Source organism: Nocardia tengchongensis, from assembly GCF_054781395.1.
Genome location: NZ_BAAGUM010000015.1, coordinates 419932 through 440231, shown reverse-complemented (window position 1 = coordinate 440231; position 20300 = coordinate 419932). Strand labels below are relative to the sequence as shown.

General features: G+C 65.4%; 23 protein-coding genes and 1 pseudogene. 11 read left to right on the top strand and 13 right to left on the bottom strand.

Annotated elements, in window-relative coordinates; all coding sequences use genetic code 11:
* Window positions 1-489: 489 nt before the first annotated feature.
* The 6 genes from ACYVKL_RS28570 to ACYVKL_RS28545 form a co-directional block, all read right to left on the bottom strand.
* Window positions 490-699 carry a CDGSH iron-sulfur domain-containing protein gene (locus ACYVKL_RS28570; RefSeq protein WP_379166223.1) on the bottom strand — a complete coding sequence of 70 codons (210 nt, stop codon included), beginning with the start codon at window positions 697-699 and terminating at the stop codon, window positions 490-492.
* A complete protein-coding gene (locus ACYVKL_RS28565) occupies window positions 677-1330 on the bottom strand; it encodes a methyltransferase (RefSeq protein WP_379166222.1) in 654 nt (217 codons plus the stop codon). Before ACYVKL_RS28565 ends, ACYVKL_RS28570 begins: the two co-directional genes overlap by 23 nt.
* A 21-nt stretch (window positions 1331-1351) precedes the next feature.
* Entirely contained in the window at window positions 1352-2320 is a 969-nt protein-coding gene (locus ACYVKL_RS28560) for an iron-containing redox enzyme family protein (RefSeq protein ID WP_379166221.1), read from the bottom strand.
* A gap of 299 nt (window positions 2321-2619) precedes the next feature.
* Window positions 2620-2760 (bottom strand): hypothetical protein, encoded by a 141-nt coding sequence (locus ACYVKL_RS28555; protein WP_379166220.1) that lies wholly within the window; start codon window positions 2758-2760, stop codon window positions 2620-2622.
* 122 nt (window positions 2761-2882) lie between these two features.
* Window positions 2883-3449: a type 1 glutamine amidotransferase domain-containing protein gene (locus ACYVKL_RS28550; RefSeq protein ID WP_379166218.1), complete on the bottom strand. Its 567-nt coding sequence runs from the start codon at window positions 3447-3449 to the stop codon at window positions 2883-2885.
* Window positions 3450-3694: 245 nt separating this feature from the next.
* Complete coding sequence (locus ACYVKL_RS28545; RefSeq protein ID WP_379166217.1) at window positions 3695-3958, bottom strand: hypothetical protein; 264 nt, start codon at window positions 3956-3958, stop codon at window positions 3695-3697.
* Window positions 3959-4154: 196 nt separating this feature from the next.
* On the opposite strand from ACYVKL_RS28545, the gene ACYVKL_RS28540 reads away from it, so the two are divergent.
* The 3 genes and pseudogenes from ACYVKL_RS28540 to ACYVKL_RS28530 all read left to right on the top strand — a co-directional run.
* Window positions 4155-5135 (top strand): TIGR03557 family F420-dependent LLM class oxidoreductase, encoded by a 981-nt coding sequence (locus ACYVKL_RS28540; protein WP_379166216.1) that lies wholly within the window; start codon window positions 4155-4157, stop codon window positions 5133-5135.
* Window positions 5136-5188: 53 nt separating this feature from the next.
* The gene (locus ACYVKL_RS28535; protein ID WP_379166215.1) at window positions 5189-6655 is read left to right on the top strand and encodes an aminotransferase class I/II-fold pyridoxal phosphate-dependent enzyme; all 1467 of its coding nucleotides are present in this window, start codon (window positions 5189-5191) and stop codon (window positions 6653-6655) included.
* A 98-nt stretch (window positions 6656-6753) separates the two neighbouring features.
* Window positions 6754-6900: pseudogene (locus ACYVKL_RS28530) on the top strand (hypothetical protein); the annotation flags it as partial.
* Window positions 6901-6959: 59 nt separating this feature from the next.
* On the opposite strand, the gene ACYVKL_RS28525 reads toward ACYVKL_RS28530, so the two are convergent.
* Entirely contained in the window at window positions 6960-8480 is a 1521-nt protein-coding gene (locus ACYVKL_RS28525; RefSeq protein ID WP_379166695.1) for a catalase, read from the bottom strand.
* Between the two features lie 1958 nt (window positions 8481-10438).
* Between ACYVKL_RS28525 and ACYVKL_RS28520 the strand changes: the two genes are divergently transcribed.
* Window positions 10439-10609, top strand: coding sequence for a hypothetical protein (locus ACYVKL_RS28520; protein WP_379166214.1), 171 nt, complete (start codon window positions 10439-10441; stop codon window positions 10607-10609).
* Complete coding sequence (locus ACYVKL_RS28515) at window positions 10609-11784, top strand: AI-2E family transporter (protein ID WP_379166213.1); 1176 nt, start codon at window positions 10609-10611, stop codon at window positions 11782-11784. The genes ACYVKL_RS28520 and ACYVKL_RS28515 overlap by 1 nt, the downstream gene beginning before the upstream one ends.
* Window positions 11785-11828: 44 nt before the next feature.
* On the opposite strand, the gene ACYVKL_RS28510 is transcribed toward ACYVKL_RS28515, so the two are convergent.
* A complete protein-coding gene (locus ACYVKL_RS28510) occupies window positions 11829-12395 on the bottom strand; it encodes a type 1 glutamine amidotransferase domain-containing protein (RefSeq protein WP_379166212.1) in 567 nt (188 codons plus the stop codon).
* Between the two features lie 205 nt (window positions 12396-12600).
* Here ACYVKL_RS28510 and ACYVKL_RS28505 point away from each other — a divergent pair, with 205 nt between their 5' ends.
* Entirely contained in the window at window positions 12601-12756 is a 156-nt protein-coding gene (locus tag ACYVKL_RS28505; protein ID WP_379166211.1) for a hypothetical protein, read from the top strand.
* Here the strand turns inward: ACYVKL_RS28505 and ACYVKL_RS28500 are convergent.
* Window positions 12747-12962 (bottom strand): hypothetical protein, encoded by a 216-nt coding sequence (locus tag ACYVKL_RS28500; protein WP_379166210.1) that lies wholly within the window; start codon window positions 12960-12962, stop codon window positions 12747-12749. The genes ACYVKL_RS28505 and ACYVKL_RS28500 overlap by 10 nt on opposite strands.
* Window positions 12963-13131: 169 nt before the next feature.
* On the opposite strand from ACYVKL_RS28500, the gene ACYVKL_RS28495 reads away from it, so the two are divergent.
* The 3 genes from ACYVKL_RS28495 (at window position 13132) to ACYVKL_RS28485 (ending at window position 14927) form a co-directional block, all read left to right on the top strand.
* Window positions 13132-13455, top strand: coding sequence for a hypothetical protein (locus tag ACYVKL_RS28495; protein ID WP_379166209.1), 324 nt, complete (start codon window positions 13132-13134; stop codon window positions 13453-13455).
* Between the two features lie 548 nt (window positions 13456-14003).
* Window positions 14004-14408, top strand: a complete 405-nt coding sequence (locus ACYVKL_RS28490; protein ID WP_379166208.1) for a hypothetical protein — start codon at window positions 14004-14006, stop codon at window positions 14406-14408.
* Between the two features lie 189 nt (window positions 14409-14597).
* Window positions 14598-14927, top strand: a complete 330-nt coding sequence (locus ACYVKL_RS28485) for a plasmid stabilization protein (RefSeq protein WP_379166207.1) — start codon at window positions 14598-14600, stop codon at window positions 14925-14927.
* Here the strand turns inward: ACYVKL_RS28485 and ACYVKL_RS28480 are convergent.
* The gene (locus ACYVKL_RS28480; protein ID WP_379166206.1) at window positions 14869-15465 is read right to left on the bottom strand and encodes a PAS domain-containing protein; all 597 of its coding nucleotides are present in this window, start codon (window positions 15463-15465) and stop codon (window positions 14869-14871) included. The genes ACYVKL_RS28485 and ACYVKL_RS28480 overlap by 59 nt on opposite strands.
* 710 nt (window positions 15466-16175) lie before the next feature.
* Between ACYVKL_RS28480 and ACYVKL_RS28475 the strand changes: the two genes are divergently transcribed.
* The gene (locus tag ACYVKL_RS28475) at window positions 16176-16460 is read left to right on the top strand and encodes a hypothetical protein (RefSeq protein WP_460773324.1); all 285 of its coding nucleotides are present in this window, start codon (window positions 16176-16178) and stop codon (window positions 16458-16460) included.
* A gap of 121 nt (window positions 16461-16581) precedes the next feature.
* Complete coding sequence (locus tag ACYVKL_RS28470; RefSeq protein ID WP_379166204.1) at window positions 16582-17583, top strand: potassium channel family protein; 1002 nt, start codon at window positions 16582-16584, stop codon at window positions 17581-17583.
* A 65-nt stretch (window positions 17584-17648) separates the two neighbouring features.
* Here ACYVKL_RS28470 and ACYVKL_RS28465 read toward each other — a convergent pair whose 3' ends face one another.
* Genes ACYVKL_RS28465 through ACYVKL_RS28455 form a run of 3 tightly spaced genes read right to left on the bottom strand, consistent with a single transcriptional unit; the run spans window position 17649 to window position 20268 of the window.
* Complete coding sequence (locus ACYVKL_RS28465) at window positions 17649-18443, bottom strand: ABC-2 transporter permease (RefSeq protein WP_379166203.1); 795 nt, start codon at window positions 18441-18443, stop codon at window positions 17649-17651.
* A complete protein-coding gene (locus ACYVKL_RS28460; protein ID WP_379166202.1) occupies window positions 18443-19360 on the bottom strand; it encodes an ABC transporter ATP-binding protein in 918 nt (305 codons plus the stop codon). Before ACYVKL_RS28460 ends, ACYVKL_RS28465 begins: the two co-directional genes overlap by 1 nt.
* A complete protein-coding gene (locus tag ACYVKL_RS28455) occupies window positions 19357-20268 on the bottom strand; it encodes a universal stress protein (RefSeq protein WP_379166201.1) in 912 nt (303 codons plus the stop codon). Before ACYVKL_RS28455 ends, ACYVKL_RS28460 begins: the two co-directional genes overlap by 4 nt.
* Window positions 20269-20300: the final 32 nt, after the last annotated feature.

Here is a 20300-nt window from a genome sequence, read left to right as displayed (position 1 = left end):
AAAGTCGTGTGGTGGGTGGCGATCGCCGTGCTGGCGGTCTGGATCCTCGGATTTGTCTTCCGCAGCGCGGATGCTGCCGGTTCACGCAGTCGTTGGTACAGGTGGTGAGTCAAATCGAGGACGAGGTTATACCCAGCGAGTAAGAACATTTCGAATGCCGCGGACGCCGGCCGAGTGGCCGCGCCGAGCAAATTCCCGGACTACACCCGGACCGCCAGATCGCACGCGGGCGAGTCGGTGGTGAACGCCCGAAATTGGCCTGGGCTGGTCCTCTCGGTCTCGGAATGATCGCACTCGCAGCCACATTGGCGGTAGCTGGATACTGATTCACGGGCCGGGCTGCCGGGGGGCCGCGGTGAGCTGCGTGGCCCGCCTGACTGCCGGCACCGTGCTCGTCACAGGCGGGTCATACGCCGCGAAGGCCAGGATTTCGGGGACTCTCGAGCCCGCCACCGCTGACCTCGGGTTCTTCGCCTTTGCTTGAAGCGGTTAGTCGAATTCTCGTCGATGTTTGCGATGGCTGGTGTCGCACAGTGGGTAGATTTCTGAGCGGCGGCACAGGCACAGTGCCACGACACAGCGGTCGCAGCGGATAGTGCGGCCATCGGCCGTCACAACGTCCAGTGGCCCCTCGACGAGCGCGGGACCGTCGGCGGTGAAAGTGACTGTCCGCCTGTCATTGTCTGGATCGATCGGCACGAATGACCACCAACTCCTCGTCGCGTTGCCCCGGTTGGATCTGTCCAGTGTCGACCAGCCACGCTGCGCGGCTGCACAGTACCGGGCCGAACGGAATGGTCGCCCGAGCGACTGCCGCGGCCTTCATCCCGGCGGCGCGCAAAACGGCCAGCGTGCTGTCGACCCCCGACAACACGGATTGAACCATTAGCAACGTCCCAGTTTCGGAAAGCAACTCGGGTGCGAGCCGGCACAGGGAGTCGATCGCCGAACGCCCGTCGACGCCCGCGTCCCAGGAACGCGCCCCACCGCGAGGTGGACGGTCGCTCCAACACGGGACATAGGGCGGATTGCACACCATCACGTCGAAGGTCCTGCCCGGCAGAACCGTCCGAAAGTCGCCGTACAGGAGTTCGACGTCGATGCCACGGAGCCGGCAGTTGAGCCAAGCCGATATGAGAGCGGCCCGCGAAATATCCACCGCGGTAACCGACCTGGCGAACCGGGCGGCAGCAATTGCCAGCGCACCAGTTCCGGTACACACATCGACGACGCGTCGGTGTGGTGGGATGTGCGCATCGGCGTACGCGCGCGCGAGCAGCCGGGTATCGGCTTGGGGGCGATACACGCCGGGTGCGCGAATCAACATCATGAACAAGAAATAGCCCTGAATTCACTGTTCATTCGCGAGCGGGCGATCGAATTTGCCTCCGGCGTCGACTGCCTCCTCGATGAGCAGGGAGGTGCGATTGCCACGCCAGCAGGCGAGAACGTATTCGGCGAAGCGATCTTCCAGCAGACCGGTAGCGCTGATTCCGAAAGCGATCGAGGTGCGGAGTTCGGGTTCGGTCCTCAGCAGATCGCCGATCACCTCACGCCGCATCAGTTGTTCGTGGACGGCGTCGGCTTCGACATGTTCGCGGTAGAAGCGTATGCAGGCCGGATCGGCGTGCAGTCTTTCCAGTGCGCCGACCATGCGCCGCGATGCTGGAGAGGACGTGATCTCGACGGCAGCGAAGTGGCCGATTCCCGCGCCCCGAAGACCGCGGTGCAGCCCGAACAACGACATCATGTTGACGATCGCGAGCATCTGAGCCGGCACAGCATCCAGATAGAACAGGTACGAGGGATCCATGCCCGCACCGGCCAGCAGATTCGCATAGAGCTGCTGATGAATCCGGTCCGCGTGCCCGCCCCCGAACTCGTCGAATTCGACAGCAACCAGCGCGGCCTTGGCCCGTCCCCGCAACCGCGGAATCATCCACGCGTACGGGTCGGCCTCCTGGTGATGCAGGATCGACCGGTGTGCGAAATACTCTCGCACCTGCCACGGCTGCCCTCGATCCTGCAAAAACGCCGCCACCCCGGCCTCCACGGTGGGGACGGTCAGCAGAGCGTCGAGTTCGATATCGAGATCCCGGTCGTTCCCGACGTCGCTACGCAACGCCGCCAGGAACCGGCGTTCCAATTCAGCGCGCAGGCGCAGCAGCTCGGGGTCCCACTCCCAGTCTTCGTCCACACCATCGAAACCCGCATAATGCAGGCCATAGCAGGTGTGCAGCGCCAACTGCAGATCGCGACCGGCTGGGTCGGCCTCGTCGGGCACGTTTGGCACCGGGGCTCCAGCGCTGTCCCCCAGCACCTCGAGAACGCCTGCGGAAAGTTCGCCACATGGCTGCGGGCGGCCCCGTCGCGGACCCGCCGGACTGCGGAACTGAACTGGATTCCCGAGACCACGCACGGTAGAGCCTCCTTCATCGTCATGGAGCTCGGTTCCCGAGCTGTCGGACTGTTGCCTACCTAATCGATCTACCCGCGATCCTCTCGGCTATTCGATCCTGGGCGGACGAAGTACCGAAGCCGCACCGACCAGGTGTTTCGCGTCCGGCCGGTATTCCACCCGTTTGGAACTCTTGGTCACTCCGAATGCAGGACGGCGGCTCAGGAGACCCCGAGCCCGGATACCGCGAGATTCGCCGGATCCTCGATCGGCTCGCCGAGCACGGCGTCGAGGGAGACATCGTGCGGGTCGTCGACTACGACGTCCGGCCCGGAGTCAGCACGCGCACGGAATCGGTGCATACGTAAGCAGCACAACAACAACGAGCGTCGTCGACGACCTGAGGTGCATCGCAGATCGGTCGGCTGCGCTCCACACACTGTGCTGGCAGATGTCTCCCCGCGGGAACCGGCAGGTAGCCGGTTCAGGACGTGCGCACGCTGAATTCCGCGGTGATGGCGCCAACGAAGTCGGGTAGATCGTCGGGATTGCGAGAGGTGATCAGCGTCCAGCCTTCGGAGTCGCTGCGAACGACCGGCTCGTCGGCCCAGGCCGCCCCCGCATTGATCAGATCGGTGCGAAGCGACGGATACGAAGTCAGCGTTTTGCCAGTCACCACTGCGGCGTCGACCAGCAGCCACGGGCCGTGGCAGATGGCTGCGATCGGGCGGTCGCCCGCAATCGCGGATCGGACGAGTTCTCTTGCCCTGTCGTCGATGCGCAGCTTGTCGGCATTTACCGTGCCGCCCGGGATCACCACCACGTCGAACTCGCCAGGATCTACCTCGCCGAGCGCTATGTCCGGCCGCACCGGTTCGGACTGGATGAGGTCGTACCGATACGTCTGTACGTCGATCGCCTCCACTGCCGCATGGGTCACGTGTGCGCCACGAGCACGCAGTTGATCTCGGGGAACCACCAGTTCATCTCGTTCCACCCCGGTATTGGAGGTGATGATCAGGACGCGAACGCCAACGAGTTCCGCTGACACCGAGTTCTCCTCCCGTCTTACCTGTCGCGTTTCGCTCGCTCGCCGACCTCGTCGTTGAGATGCCGTCGCCCGTTGACGGTGCGCCTCGCGCGGACCGCGACTTCCTTCGGAAGTAGTGCGCTGCCAAACCATCTGATCTGAACGTCGTTCGCAATACCCGCAGCGAACGGCTTCAACCCCGGCGCGGTGCGATACCCGGTTCCGCGGCGGACAGTCGCTGCCCTCCGAGGCTTCGCAGGTGAGGCTCAGCTCTGTGTAGGCGTGGCGTTACCGGCTTCCCCGATCAATCGGCGCGCCAGCAGGACCTTGGCTTGCTCCGCGCCTTTGCGTCTTTCGGCCTGGGCTCGGCCGAAGAACTCCACCAGTTCACTGTCACCGGACCGTTCGGCGTCACGGCGATAGACCTCCATCCGCAACGCGTTGCCCAGGCACGCCTCGGTGAACCAGATGACGTTGTAATCCTTGTCCTCGGTGCCGGTGTATTGGCCGGTCTCTTGTGCTTTCGACATGGGTTCCTCCTGATGGTCGCTGTAGGACGCCGGCCTCGAGCGGCGAGGCCCGCCCATCGAATCGGCGTCGTCGAGCACCTCCCCGCCGTGCGGGAAGCCAAACCGCCACGACACAGTCAGCGGGCCAACCGTGTGTACGCGCTGTGAGTGGGTAGCCGACCGATATCCCACCCACGCCGAACGGAAGGACACCACCGTGACCCGGTTCGGATACACCTTGATGACCGAGCAGAGCGGCCCGCGCGAGCTCGTCCGTTACGCCGTCGCCGCCGAACAGGCCGGATTCGACTTCCTGGTCAGCTCCGATCACTACTCGCCGTGGCTCGAGTCCCAGGGCCACGCACCGCACGCTTGGACCATGCTCGGCGCCGTGGCACAGGCCACCGAGCGCATTCCCCTGATGACCTACGTCTGCTGCCCGACCATGCGCTACCACCCCGCGATCGTCGCGCAGCAAGCCGCGACCCTTCAGATCCTCGCCGAGGGCCGATTCACCCTCGGACTCGGCAGCGGCGAAAGCCTCAACGAACACGTGATCGGCGCGGGCTGGCCCGGCCTCGACGAACGGCAGGATCGGCTCGCCGAGGCGATCGGTTTGATCCGGGACCTACTGACCGGGGACACGATCAGCCGCGCCGGGCACTGGTATCGGGTCGACGCGGCCAAGATCTGGGATCTGCCCGCACAACCGATACCGATCGCGGTCGCGGTCTCCGGACCCGAGTCGGTCCGCCGATTCGCCCCACTGGCCGACGCGATGATCACCACCGACCCGGACCCCGAACTCGTCGACTCGTGGCAACACATCAAATTCGTCGATCACGGCAACGGGCCCTCGCAAGTTACCGGACAGGTCCCGATCAGCTGGGACACTGACCGCAACAAGGCGATTCACCGCGCACACGACCAATTCCGGTGGTCCACGTGCGGCTGGGACGTCAACGCCAATCTGCCCACCCCCGCGGGATTCGCGGCCGCGACGCAATACGTGCGCCCCCGCGACCTGGCCGAGCAGATCCCCTGCGGCCCTGATTTCGACGACGTCGCCGAGTCCGTACGCCCGTACCAAGACGCGGGCTTCACCGACATCGCGCTCGTCCAGATCGGCGACGAACAACAGGATCGATTCCTCGCCGAAGCAGCATCACCGTTACTCGACACGCTCCGCGGGACCTGAGGTCATCCCCGGAACATCGAATGTCGCCCATCCGAGCCGTAAGGGAGATCGCCGTGAATCATTCCGCCGCACCGATACTCGATGCCCTGGCCGATTATCAGCGCTTGGGCCGGTACGGGTTCACCCCGCCCGGTCACCGGCAGTCGCGCGGAGCCGACCCCCGCGTGAATGAGATCCTGGGTGCGGCCCTGCGCGCGGATATCCTCGCCGGACCGGGCATGGACGATCGTTTGTCCCGCGGCCACCACCTCGCCGACGCCCAAGAACTGATGGCCGACGCCGTTGGTGCGGAGTACGCCTTTTTCTCCACCTGTGGCAGTTCGCTGTCGGTCAAGGCGGCCATGATGGCCGTCGCGGGCGGCGACGGCGGGCTCGTCCTGGGCCGGGACAGCCACAAATCGATCGTCGCCGGTTTGATCTTCGCCGGCGTACGGCCCTACTGGGTGTCACCCAGATGGGATGCGGCTCGGCACTTCTCGCATGCGCCGTCGCCGGAACAGGTGCAGGAGGCATGGGAACTCCATCCGGAGGCGGCCGGCGCGCTGATCGTCAGTCCCACGCCGTACGGCACCTGCGCAGACATCGCCGCGATCGCCGATGTCTGTCACAGTCACGGCAAGCCACTCATCATCGACGAAGCGTGGGGCGCGCATCTACCGTTCCACGAGGACCTCCCGATCTGGGCCATGGACGCGGGCGCGGACATCTGCCTGGTCAGCGTGCACAAGATGGGCGCGGGATTCGAACAAGGCTCGGTATTCCATCTCCAAGGCGATCTCGTCGACCGGGACCGGCTGCGCGAGTGCGCGGATCTGCTCATGACGACCAGCCCCAACGTGCTGCTGTATGCCGCCATGGACGGCTGGCGCCGACAGATGGTCGAACACGGCCGTGACCTGCTCGGCGCGGCACTGAAGATTGCGGGGTACGCGCGCCACGAACTCGGTACCATCCCCGGCATTTCGGTGATGGAGGACGAGCTGCTCGGCGTCGAGGCCTCCCACGACCTGGATCGTCTCCAGGTCCTGATGGATGTCTCCGCCACCGGCGCGACCGGTTTCGAGATCGCCGACTGGATGCGCGAACACCGGCGCATCGATCTCGGCCACATCGATCACCGTCGCATTATCGCGACCTTGTCCATGGCCGACAGCACCGAAACCGTCGACGCCCTCGTCACCGGCCTCGCCGCATGGCGTGCTCAGCTGCGCGACCCCGCGCCGCACGGCATCCGGCTGCTCAGTCCCCGTGAATTGCAACTGGATTCAATCATGCTGCCGCGCGACGCCTTCTTCGCACCGTGCGAATCCGTTCCGATCGATCGTGCTCCCGGCCGCGTCGCCGGCGAACAGGTCACTCCGTATCCGCCGGGAATCCCCGTCATCGTGCCCGGTGAACTGATCAACGTCGCCGTCATCGACTACCTGCGTTCGGGTATCGCGGCCGGGATGAACGTGCCCGACCCTGCGGACACGTCACTGGATACCTTGCGCGTCGTCGCAGAGCACGCCGTGCCTTGACGCGGAGGCCGGGGGCGGGTGACGTGCTGCTGCGGCCTGATTATCCGGGCTGTCGTCGGGTAAACGGGCGGTATGGAACTGCTGGGTCCTACCCCGGGATGCGGGCGGGTCGGGCGCCTTCGGCCCCTACGGCACGGTGCCCATCGAACACGCACAGGCCGCATCACCGCCGACCAAGTCACCCTTACCCGCCCGGCATCCCCGTGATCGTGCCCGGCGAACTCATTGACACCGCGGTCATCGACTACCTGCGCTACGGCCTCGGTTCCGTCTCCGATCAACCCGCTGTGCCGACCGGGGGCAACTATGCCTTGCGCTGTGCGCTGGAACGGCTCGGGTTGGCCTGCATCGCTGCCTTCGGGTCAAGTTCGTCGCGTTTGGCTTGCACGCCCGCCTCGACGCGGTCGCCTAAGTCCTTGTCCACGTGGCGCCAATAGTCGAATGCGCGAAGCAGTACTGGCTCACTGACACCGTTCAACAAGTGCCCGACGATGTTGTCGGTCAATCGCTGCCGCGCGGCGTCGTCGAGAACTTCGCGCACCATGGTGCCCGGCTGGCTCCAATCGTCGTCATCCGCGCGGAGGGTGTACGCCTGGCGCACCATCTCTCCGTCGCTGTACCAGGTTGCCGGCTCTCCACTGATGACCGGGTCGGCATGGGGTCCGCCCTTCGAATTGGGGACATACACCGGGTCGCCCGGGTTGCTTCGGCGCATGGCGCCGTCCTTCGAGTACGACCGGACCGTCGTCGCCCGCGCAGCATTGACCGGTAGTTCCTTGTAGTTCACGCCGATTCGGTGTCGGTGCGCGTCGGGGTAGGAGAACCATCGCCCCAGCAGCATTTTGTCCGGGCTAGGGCCGGTACCCGGCACCGCATTGCTGGGTTCGAATGCGGCCTGCTCGATTTCGGTGTGATGGTCGGCAGGATTGCGGTTCAGGGTCATCGTGCCCACGTCGATCAGCGGGTAGTCGCCGTGCGGCCAGACCTTGGTGAGGTCGAAGGGGTTGTACCGGTAGGTTTTCGCGGCGTCGAACGGCATGATCTGCATCTTCAAGGTCCAGCTCGGGAAATCGCCACCTTCGATCGACTCCCATAGATCCCGCGTGTGGTAATCGGTGTCCATGGCTGCCATCTGGTCGCCTTCGTCCTGCGTGAAGAATTCGATACCTTGATCGGTCTTGAAGTGGTACTTGACCCAGAATCGTTCACCGGACGCATTGATCCACATGTAGGTGTGGCTGGAGTATCCGTTCATATGCCGCCAGCTGCGCGGGATACCCCGGTCTCCCATCAGCCAGGTCACCTGGTGCGCGGACTCCGGTGACAGGGTCCAGAAGTCCCATTGCATGTCGTGGTCACGTAAGTTGTTGTCGGCGCGGCGCTTCTGTGATCGGATGAAATCTTGGAACTTCATCGGGTCGCGCATGAAGAACACCGGGGTGTTGTTGCCGACCAGATCGAAATTGCCTTGCTCCGTATAGAATTTGAGCGCAAACCCACGCGGGTCGCGCCAGGTATCGGGGCTTCCGCGTTCGCCCGCGACAGTGGAGAACCTAGCGAGCATTTCGGTCACTTTGCCCGGCTGAAACAAGTCCGCTCTGGTGTAGGCGCTGACGTCCTCGGTGACCTCGAATGTGCCGAACGCGCCGCTGCCTTTCGCATGAGGCTGCCGCTCCGGCACACGTTCCCGGTTGAACGCAGCCATCTTCTCGATCAGATACGCGTCGTTCAACAGGATCGGCCCGTCGGGGCCGATCGTCAGGGAATGCTCGTCGCTGGCAACGGGGATTCCAGCGTCGTCGGTAGTGAAGTTCGAATCAGTCATCTCCCTGTCACTCCTGTAATAGTTGTGCCCCGCGGTGGCGACCCGCCCGGCCGAGTCGGTGCCGCGCCGCTTGGCCGTATCCGCGAGGTCTATCGCAGCCATCACACTCATAGCCAGACCCACCGAACCCGGACACAGTGTCCGGGACGCCGCCGCGCGGACACGATCGGGGACCGCGACCCACAATGATCTTCCCGCCCGGTTCCGGGGGATCTGCCGTCCGTCGGGTGGGGCAAACCCCCGACCAGGGCAACGGTTGGCGACACCGTCGAGCAGTTCGCAACCACGAGTACACAGCGATGAACTATCAAGGCCCGCATGTCTCGACTCGGGTCCTTACCACCGCCCTCGACGATAGGTCCTGCCCCCCGGCTGCCGGGGGTGTTCGGCCGAAGAAAAGATCAAGATTCGACACGACGGGTCCTATACCCGCCAACGCCAACACGCGCGATCGCACCCAGCCCGGCGCGGATCATCTGATCGAGCAAGCGATCCAGTACGGCTGGACTGCATGAAGCAACTTGAATGCTGGGCCGGCCTCGCCCTCCAGTCCTGTCGGACGTCGTGTGATTACCATTGCGGTGCGTTTCACTCCGACCCAGACCACCTGAGCACATACGACGTCTCCAGCCTGACCCACCCGATCCACTCGGTCGCTTCATACGGCGATATGTCCCGCCAACACCCGACAGTCCGATCGCAAGATTCAGCCCGAGCAGCTCCGGCATGAATGTCAGCGGGAATCTGCTCAAACTCAGCCAGTAGACCGGCACCGCAAACGACGCATCCTTGAATCCATCCCACTGCGAGAATTCCTTCGATGCCGTTGGCGGGCATCGACACCCGAATCGCGATCGGCCAGGTGCTGATGCTGGTTTGGCTGCCCCCTGCGGGGGTGAACCGCCCGGACTCCTCAGGCCCAGTGGATCCGGAGCCTGGCCGAGTACGCGGTCACGATATTGCCCGCAATCCGCGCAGTTCAGGAAGCTGTCTAGCTCGGGTGGAATTCGTTGGGCGGCTCGGCGGCCGGATGCATGACGGCGTGCCACCACGATTCGAGCCGACTCGGATCCGGCCAGCGCACCACTGGCACATCGGCATCGGAACCGCTGGTGATTGCGGGTGCGACCCAACGTCTGCTTCTCGGTCGGCGAGCGGGCCCGTCGCCGGCGGGATCGTGTGGGGTTGCTGTCATGGCGTACCTCCGAATCTCTGCCCGACGCCCGGTCTCACCGGGGCGGGCTGGATTCTCAACTCGCGGCGGCGGTGTACGCCGAGGTCGACCGCGCGCGAGGAAAGCCACGAAGGCCCAGGGGCTGTGCCGAGGGGTCTGCGCCACCGCAGAGGGGGCCGACTTGCACCAGAGTAGGCGTCCAAGGTCAACGGCAGGCTACGTTCCCCCGCTGACCACATCGGATGGACAAGGGTCTCGCCCCAGCGTCGCGGTAGCGCACATAGGGCAAGACCCTCGTATCGGCCCAGCCAGTCGGGGGTTTTGCGCTGTGCCGACACTTACCGCATACCAACAGGTCGGCCTTTTAACCGGTCCGTGCCCGATCGTGGCCGACAGATGATGCGGTCGTTACCGGGGCTCCGACGAGTGACGGTAGACGGGAGTTCCTGAAACCGCAGGTCCAGCAGCGAATCGAACGGTGGTTCACATCCGCTGACGGGCGTGTTCCCCGAGGGCTTGGCGAGCCCCTCCCCACCGGTGTCTACGAGCCGGAAGCCGCCCATGATCCGATCACGATGTTCGAGGTCACCGATCGGGTCCGCGCAACCATCCAGCAGATGCTGTACCCGCGGTTGACCGCGAACATCGCGCCCCCTCCACTGGCTGACCGGCACAACGAGGTACCGGCTCGCCTGCCCAGCAACTAGCAAGAACCTCTACCCAGCGCCGCACTGACGATTGAGCGCAGCAGACCTGGGTAAGCGCTGGTCAGGAGGTAGAAGAGATGACCGCATTAGTAATCGTTCTCTTGCTCGTCGTGGTGCTGGCCGGACTGGGCTTCCTGGTGAAAGTCCTGTGGTGGGTGGCGATCGCCGTGCTGGTGGTCTGGATCCTCGGGTTCGTCTTCCGTAGCGCGGATGCCGCCGGTTCACGCAGCCAGTGGTACCGGTGGTGATGAACGACGAACCATCGCACGATGATCGGGTCGGGCAGCCGCATTCCGACAGCGAACCGGCCCCGATCCAGGCTGCCGAGCAGCGTGCGGCCGAGCTCTCCAGCCATCAGCATCCGCTTGGCAGGCCCGGGCGCAGATTCGACCGGAAGTCGCCGTTCATGGTGGGACTGACCGGTGCGGCCGGAGTGCTGGTCACGGTCGGGGCGGTGCGGGTCGTACTTGCGGCGCACGAGGCGCTACTGCTGGTGGCGGCCGGGTTGTTTCTGGCCATCGGCATGGAGCCCGCGGTTTCCTGGCTGGTTCGACACCACGTACGCCGTGGTTTCGCAGTCGCTCTGGTGTTCCTGATCGTCGCGGGCGGTCTGGCCGGGTTTCTGTGGGCCGCCGTCCCGCCGTTGATCGATCAGGGACAAGGCCTGATCCACCACGCTCCCGATGTCCTGCGCAACCTCGAGGACCGCTATCCCCTGGTCCGGGAGGCCGCCGAGCGATTTCACCTCGACCAACGGCTGAGACAGGGCACCGACACCGATTTCGGCGAGATCTCCCATGGCCTGGTCGGGGCGGGAAAGGTGATCTTCGGCGGTATTACTGCCACGGTGCTGGTCGCGGTGCTCACCGCGTACTTCTCGGCGAATTTCCCGGCCTTGCGCGCCAACCTCTATCGGCTCGTCCCGCGAGATCGCCGACCCCGCGCGGTCCTGCTCGGGGACGCGATCTTCGCCAAGGTCGGCGGTTACGTACTGGGCAATCTGTTGATCTCCTTGATCACCGGAGTGGTCACCTTCATCTGGCTGGCGGCGTTCGATGTCCCGTTCCCGCTGGTGCTGGCCGTGCTCGCCGCCGTGCTGGACCTCATACCGTTGATCGGCTCCACCCTCGCGGGAATTGCCATCACGCTTGTCGCACTGACGGTTTCGCTGCCGGTCTCCGTGGCCACCGTGGTCTTCTTCATCGCGATGCGCGGAATCGAGGACTATCTGCTCGTACCCCGCATCATCGGGCGCACGGTGCAGGTTCCTGCGGTGGTGACGGTCGTCGCGGTGCTGGTCGGCGGTTCGATCCTCGGCGTCCTGGGCGCGCTGCTCGCCATTCCCGTCGCCGCCAGTCTGCTCCTGCTGATCCGAGAGCTGCTCTACCCGCGGCTGGACCATCCCGGTTCGTCGACGACCTGAAATACGGCGCACCGGAATCGGCCGACTGCGTGTCCGTCCGCGGTTCAGGATGTGCGCACGCTGAATTCCGCGGCGATCGCATCGACGAAGTCGGGTAGATCATCGGGTTTGCGGGACGTGATCAGCGTCCAACCTTCGGCGTCGCTGCGAACTACCGGCTCGTCGACCCACATCGCCCCCGCGTTGATCAGATCGGTCCGCAAGGAGGGGTACGAGGTCAGCGTCTTGCCTTTCACGACCTCCGCGTCGACCAGCAACCACGGGCCATGGCAGATTGCCGCGATCGGGCGGTCGGCCGCGATCAGCGATCGAACGAGTTCTCTTGCCGGGCCATTGGTTCGGAGCTTGTCGGCATTGACGGTGCCGCCGGGGATCACCACGATGTCGAACGTGCCGGGATCGACGTCGCTCAGCGCCATGTCGGGCCGCACGGGTTCGGACGGAATGAGGTCGTGCCGAAAAGTGTGCACGTCGATCTCCTCCACGGCGGCGTGGGTGACGTGCGCGCCGAGAGCGCGCAGTTGGTCTCGGGGAAGCAGTAGTTCCTCCCGTTCCACCCCCGTATTGGAGGTGACGATCAGGACACGAATACCGTCGAGTTCTGCTGACACCGCTCTCTCCTCTCGTCATATCTGCCGATCGCAATACCCGCCGCCGACAGCCTCAACCATGCGATACGACCTTGTCGCGGGCCGTCGGTGCGTACGGGCCGTGAGTGGGTAGCCGACCGGTAGCGGAATCACCGCGCCACGCGTTTGAGAACCTGAACACCGGGAACTGCGTGAGGGCAATATTCGATTCCACGAAGGAATAGTCATGATCATCCTGGGCCTCGTTCTACTGATCTTGGGGTTGGTTCTCGGGATTGGCATCCTCACGACCATCGGTGTCGTTCTGCTGCTCATCGGCGCAGTCCTGTGGCTGCTCGGGACGGCCGGGCGGCCGATCGGCGGCCGCGCGCACTACTGGTGATCGGGCGATCCCCGAAGCGCGTCGCGAAACCCGAAATCCCCGGCCCACACTGTAGCGGGCCGGGTACTCGGCGTGGTCCGCACCAGCTCCTCGAACTCTGTTTCCCGGGGCCCGCCCGCGGCCGGCTGTACCTGATGCAGGAGTGACTCGAGCTCACCATGTTGGGAGACCAGCAGGTCGATCACGTCCGGGTCGTGCTGGGACATCGATATTCCTCCGATTGTCGGATTGCAGGGACAACCGGGGCCTACCCCTGCTGTCCGACCCGAAACAGGCTGCCGGACAATTCGTTTCGATGCGCCGGGGTGATTGTTTGGAGCGCACGGAACCGGGCAATCGACTCGAGGGGTGACCGAATGCGAGGAAGTGTTCCCCATGACCGGACACGCGATTCGCACCGTGACCGTCCTGGCCGCGGTGCTGCTCATACCCCTCACCGGGGCGTGCGAGCAGGCCAAGGAAGCCGTCAACAAGGGCGGCAGTACACCGTGCAGCGAATTCACGCAGCAGGATCAGGCCAAGCAGCGGATCACGGTCCGCAAATATCTCGAGCAGGACACGAAGGTGACATCGTCCGCCGCGCCGGACACGGTCGACGCGTCCATCGCGGCCATCACCCTGATGTGCGAGGCGCAGCGCAATCCGGACACCCCGATCCGGGACGCGGACCTGACCGGCATCCTCGTGCCGAAGAAGTAGCGACGGCGCTACGCGGTGACGCGGCCGTTTCGGCGGCCGTCACCGGGCTATAGCGACCATATGACACCGGTCTGGAAAACGGAGTGCGTGGCCCGACGCCAGACCCGGTGCCGCGTCGGCAATTTCCGCGACGGCATCGGCGACTTGTTCCTGCCATCGCGAGCCGTCGCCCCACTCGAGGTGCGACCACTACCCCGTCGATGGGGCAGAGCCGAATTCGCGTGAATCGACCGTAGGCACGTCGCGTGGCCGGCCCCTCCTATTTGATCACGCCCTTGCTCGAAGAACAGTGCCGCACAACGATTCCACGCTTTTCACTGCGATCGAATCGCTCGCCGAGTACTGGCGACGCAGCAGGGCGAACTCGTCGGCCACCCCGTCGGTCGCGAGCTCTTCCCGCACGTGCAATCCAGCAGGGGGCTTTCGGGGTTTTGCGCAGCCCGGATCGGTCCCGGACCGTAGGCAGTCCGATCGCATATTTTCGCAGTTCCAGGGTAGTCGAGCAGCGTTAGTTTCGAAAAATGGGGGGTGAGTGCGAGGAGTCGAAGATGAGCACCACAGTTACGATCGTCATCATTGTCGTCGTCGTATTGGTCATCTTGCTGGTGGCCGGCACATGGGTGTTGACGCGCAGACGGCGCGAACATCAGCGGGTCGAAGCCCAGGGCATCCGTGATCGCGCGGCGGAACGGGAATTCGAGGTCGCTCAGCGAGAAGCGCGGGCGGAGGAGACGGCAGCCAGGAGCCGGGCGGCAAAGGCAGAAGGCGAGGTCAAGGCGGCGCAGGCCGAGCAGCTTGCCCAGCAGGCCTCCGCACACCGCAGCGAGGCGGCGGATTCGCGAACCGAATTGGACAAGGAGTGGGAGCGCGCGGACACGGTCGATCCGGACTCGAAGTCAGGTGAGAAGCCGCAGAAGGCCGAACCGGGGCAGTCCAACAACCCCGGATATTGATCCTGACCGGTGTCAAACCGTGTACAAGGAGGCCCATGAGGACCAACCGCCGGCCCGATCCTCGACCCGCGACAAGTCGCCCTGGCGACGTCGTCTGCTCGTAATAGAACCCGCGCCCGAAGGGATTTCGGCAGAATTGACATCCTCGTCTCGATGCTGCTGCCACTCCCCTGACCGAAAGGCATCGTCATGCCCAAGGAATGGACCGACAAACAGGAACGCCAGTACGAGCACATTCGCGACTCGGCCGAGGAACGGGGCGCGACCCCGAAACGCGCCGAGGAGATCGGCGCCCGCACGGTCAACAAGAATCGCGCCCGAGCCGGGCAGACCAAGACCGCCAGCCGTACCTCCCTGCAGGGCAAGTCCCCGCAACAGCGCGGCGGCGAACGATCCGGACGGCGCGGCCCGAAGGGCCTGACCCGCGATCAGCTCTACAACGAGGCCAGGCAACGCAATATCAAGGGCCGCTCCAGCATGTCGAAGGCTCAGCTCGCGCATGCCCTCGGTCACGACTGATCTGTTGACCACGCACGCGCGGATCCCCTAGCCACCTGGTGGAGACAAGCATCAGCGCACCCTTGGCCTGCTCGACAACCGCTCGCGCGGCGTACAACTCGGGCAGCCGGTCGGCCAGGGTCTCCTGGCCGTGTTCGACGAGCGTCTCGGTCATGTCCATGTAGTAGCCGGCCGTGCCGACCACTCGGCCGGCCTCGTCCAGCATTTGATCACTGACGACCAGGACCTCGTGCACCTGACCGGCGGTGTCGACGATGCGGTGGCGGCTGCAGAACGGCTCCGCGTATTCGACCGAACGGGCGATCGTGCCGGCAACCTGTTCACGATCATCCGAATGCTTGTGCGCGAGCAGCAATTCCGTGGTCGGCTCGACGCTCCCCGGTGCGTAGCCGTGCATCTTCGCCACCTCGTCGGACCACTCCCACCGCTGATCCGCGAACCAGAAGCGAAAAGCGCCGACCAACTGCGGGCCGTCGGCACCCATCACCGATTCGAACGCCCGAGTATCCTCAGGCGAGATCTCGCCACGCTCTCCCACAGCGCAATTATCGGACTCCGACTCTCGGGAAACAATTCGCGATGTTCCGCCACATCGCGAGCCCCATCCCACTTCTCTCTATCCTGTGAAATAGCTTCCACGACCTCACCGGTATCACGGTGAGTCAGGAATCATCACAGTGAAAGACACAGGTTTCTAATCGCGCCCGGTACGCCGGCCCGATTCCCGGGCCGAACAGCGTTATTCCAGAGGCAGTTACGCTTGATTGGCCGACCGGGGATTCGATCTGGCGGGGGTGGTTCGTACGGACGCTGCGCTACCAAGACGTTGCGAAGTTGACGCCCGGTAAACCGCCGTGATTGCCGAAAGAGGTCTTCCACCAGTTGTCGAGCGAGCTCGGATCCGGCCACACCGACCCGATCCAAGGAGGTAGCCATGACGCCGATTCTGATCGCCGTGTCCTCGGAACCACTGCAACCCGCCCCGCCGGTACGACCACCGGACCCCATCCCCGCGCCCACACGGCCCCGACCGATTCCGGGACCGGGACCGGACGTGCCGGAACCCCCGAAACCGTTCCCGAATCCCCTACCTCCCGACCCGATACCCAGCCCCACACCGCAATAGATGCAGCGTGCACCAGGGCAAACCCGGTTCCGCCGAGCTCGCGATGTTTCGCGGCGGATCCTCCGGATACTCGGCCGACTGCCGGCATTCGGCCGGCGTTCCAGACTCCGGAAGGAAAACAGATGTTGATGCTCACCAGCACTGCCGTCGAAGCCGTACGCGACATCACCACAGGCAAGGGCGCACCCGTGGAAGCCGGGCTGCGGATCTCCTCTCCCGAGGACGCCCAGAGCTTCCGACTCGCGCTCGCCGTCGCGCCGTCGCAGGGCGACGAGGTGCTCACCGCTGAAGGAGCGCGCATCTTCATGGATCGCAAGGCCGCCGAATACTTCGAGGACAAGATTCTCGACACCGACCTGGACTCGAAGGGCAACACCACCTTCGTGGTCGCACCGCAGACCACCTGACCTCCAAACGCGGTTCCGGCGAGATCGGCGCATCCGGTTCGGAAAGGGGCTGATTCGCACATCGGGGCGATCTCGTGCCCTGATTTGGCGCGGCGCACCACCACGATGCCACACTGCACGGGTGACCCTGTTGCGCCGCGTCATTCGCGTTCTATCAGCCTTCCTGCTGGTGACAGTCGTGGGCACGACGGGTTACCGGCTACTGGGATTCGGGTACCTCGACGCGCTGTATCAAACCGTCACCACGATCACGACGGTCGGCTTCCGCGAGGTTCATCCGCTCAGCCCATCCGGCCAGGTATTCACCATGGCGCTGATCCTGTTCGGCGCCGGAACCGTCTTCTACATGTTCGGTGTCCTGCTCGAAGCACTCATCGAAGGTCATGTCCACCAGCATCTGGAGCGTCGACGAATGAACCATCGGATACAACGGATGCACGGGCACGTCATCGTGTGCGGCTGGGGCCGGGTCGGGCATTCGACCGCGCAGTATCTCAGCGGGCTCGGCAAGAGCATCGTGGTCGTCGATCGTGACCCGCAACGCCTCGAGAATCTCGAATTCCCTTACATCCTGGGCGATGTCACCGATGACGCCGTCCTCGAAGCCGCGGGCATCCGGCACGCACAGGCCCTCATCGCGGCTCTGGACAGCGACGCCGACAATGTGTATGTCACCCTGTCCAGCCGGGCGCTGCGCAGCGATCTGATCATCATCGCCCGCGCCCGCACGGAGAGCTCCAAATCCAAGCTGCTGCGCGCCGGCGCCAACCGCGCGGTCAACCCCCAGCTCATCGGCGGCCGCCGGATGGCGGCATTCGCCCTGCAACCCAATGTCGCCGAATTCCTCGATGTGGTCATGCACGACGAGAATCTCGAATTCCGCATCGAGGAGATCGAGATCGGCCCGGACTCGCCCCTACTGGACCGCAGCGTCGTCGAAGCCGCCCCACGCGACACCGCCGGCGCACTCGTACTCGCCATCCGCACCGAGGAGGGCCGCTTCATCGCGAATCCGCACGGCGACACCAGGCTTCGGACCGGCACCATCCTCATCGCCCTCGGAACCGAGCCACAACTCGACGCGATCCGCGACAATGCCCGGACCGCCGGCCGAGCAAGCTGACCTGCCGAGTCCGAGCCATTGACCGCACCACCCGGTGCACCCCCGCCGGGCCACTGTCGGCGCCCTCACACCGCCGCGATATCGCGGCGGTCGAACACCGGCAGCGCCCCGGCCACGAAGGCCATGGCGACCACCATCAGCCAGAGGTGGCCCGGCCGCAGGCCGCCGCCCATCGGGCCGTCGGCCAGCGCCTGCTGAAATGGCGACCACGGGCCCCACGGACGCACGGCGTCGACGATTTTCGATGCCGCGTACAACACGTAGGCGCCCACCGCGGCGACGCTCGCGCCGGCCAGGGCGGTCCGCCGCCTGCCGGTGGCCGCGCCGAGGGCCAGGGCCAGTCCGCCGAAAGGCGCGGCCAGCGCGATCATCGCCGCCGACCCGGTCGCCGCGGCAGCGATGCCGACCTGCATGCCGAATATCGACGAGCAGGCGATCACCGTGGTGAACAGCACGGTGCCGAGCAGGGTGAGGCCGGTCAGCAGGACCGCGCTCTGTTCCAGCAGCAGTCGCGTCGGCGTCACCCGCGTGATCAACAGTACTTCCAGGGTGCCGGCCTCCTCCTCGCCGGCGACCGCGCGAGCGCCGCGCGAGATCGCGAACACCAGGAACAGGATGGGCAGCATCATGCTGTACAGCTCGGTATTGAGAAAGCCTGTACCGCTGGTGAATTCGTCGATCGCGAAGAGCTTGCGCAGGGATTCCGGATAGCTGTCGAGCAGCTGCTTCAGCCCGGAGATGCCCGAGATCGACGGCCACAGCGCCGATTCCAGCAGCACCAGTGCCACGATGCCGAGGCTCCAGCCGATCAGCCCGCGGCGCTGATCGCGCAGACATTTCCGATACACGGTGGCGAACATCAGCGGTCCTGTCCGTAGTAGGTGAGGAAGACGTCCTCGAGATCGGGTTCGTGGCTGACGATGTCGACCACCCCGTACGGCGCGACGAACTTCACCAGTTCCGCCGTCGATCCGTCGACTTCGACGTGCAGCACCCGGTTCGCGCCGCGTTCGGCCGACCGCACTCCGCCCACCGCCCGCAGCAGACCCGGATCCGGCGGCGCCGCATCGAAGGTCAGGTCGATCCGGCGCAGCGATCGCGCGGTCAGCTCAGCGATCGAGCGCACCTCCACCAGGCGGCCGCGCCGCAGGATCGCGACCGTATCGGCGACCGCCTGCACCTCCGAGAGCACGTGCGAGGACAGGAAGACCGTGCGGCCGCTGTCGCGGACTTCGCCGAGCATGGCCAGGAATTCGCGCTGGATCAGCGGATCCAGTCCCTGGGTCGGTTCGTCGAGCACCAGCACGTCCGGTTCGGCCATGAAGGCCTGCACGATGCCGACCTTCTGCCGGTTGCCGTGCGACATGGCACCGATCCGCACCGAGGTGTCCAGATCCACGCGCTCGACGAGACGCGCGAGCACCGCGGGTGCCACGCCGCCGCGCAAGTCGGCGAGATAGCTCAGGTACTGCCGGGCGGTCAGATCCGGGTAGGCGACGAACTGTCCTGGGAGATAACCGATGTGGCGCTGCGCGATCGATCGCTCGCGCACGATGTCGGCCCCGGCCACGGTGATCGAGCCGCTACTCGGGCGCATCAGTCCGACCAGCATGCGAATGGTCGTCGTCTTGCCCGCGCCATTGGGGCCCAGGTACCCGAACACCACCCCGCGCGGCACCTCGAGGCTCACCTCGGCCAGCGCGGGCGCATGTCCGTAGGACTTGGTCAGTTCCCGCATCACGATCATCGGCGACGACCCCGCGTCCACCCCGGTCATCGAGGTACCGGCTGGGGCCGGACCACGAGTACCGGACAGGCGGCCGCGTGCAGCAGGGCGGCGCTGACCGAACCCAGCACCATCGCGTCGAAGCCGCCGCGGCCGTGCGAGCCGACCACGAGAAGCTGTGCGCCGTCGGCGAAGTCGAGCAGGGTGCGGACCGGGGTGTCACAGCGGACGTGCCGTTCGACGCTCACGTCCGGGAATTCCTCGGCGAAACCGGCGAGATTCTCGGCCAGCAGCACGTCCTCGGATTGCCGGATCGCCTCCCACCCGACCACCTCCAGGTCGAAACCGCTGGTGTCGCTCCAGGCATGCACCGCGATCAGCGGGGCTTTGCGCTGCGAAGCCTCCTCGAACGCCATCCGCACGGCGGGCAGGCTGTTCTCGCTGCCGTCCACCCCGACGACCACCGGCCTGTCCGCGGCGGTGCGACCGATGTCCGATTCGCCGTGCACGATGGCCACCGCGCAGTGGGAGCGACGCGCCAGCCCGGCACTCACCGAGCCGAGCAGGGCCCGGCGGATCGCACCGCGACCGCGATTGCCCACCACCATCATCCGAGCCCGCGCGGACCGCTCGATCAGCGTCGGCAACACCAGCTCGTCGACTGCCTCGGTGGTGAGGGAGATGGTGTCCTCCGGCGCGACCCGATGAGCGATCCGCGCGGCCTCGGCCAGCACACGCCGCGCCTCGTCCCGCACCGCCGCGTGCTCGGCCACCCCGCGGGCGGTCCAGGGCTCACGACTCGGCTGGACACCGAAGGCGACGACGATGTGCAGTGGCCATCCCCGCGCCGCTGCTTCGGCCGCGGCCCAGGCGACCGCCTGGTAGGAGGTCGGGGAGCCGTCCACCCCGACCACGACGGGCCGCGCGCTCGAATCCGGTGGTGTCGCGGTGTCCGGCATGGTTCCTCCTCGGTCGCGGTGATGTATCGAGC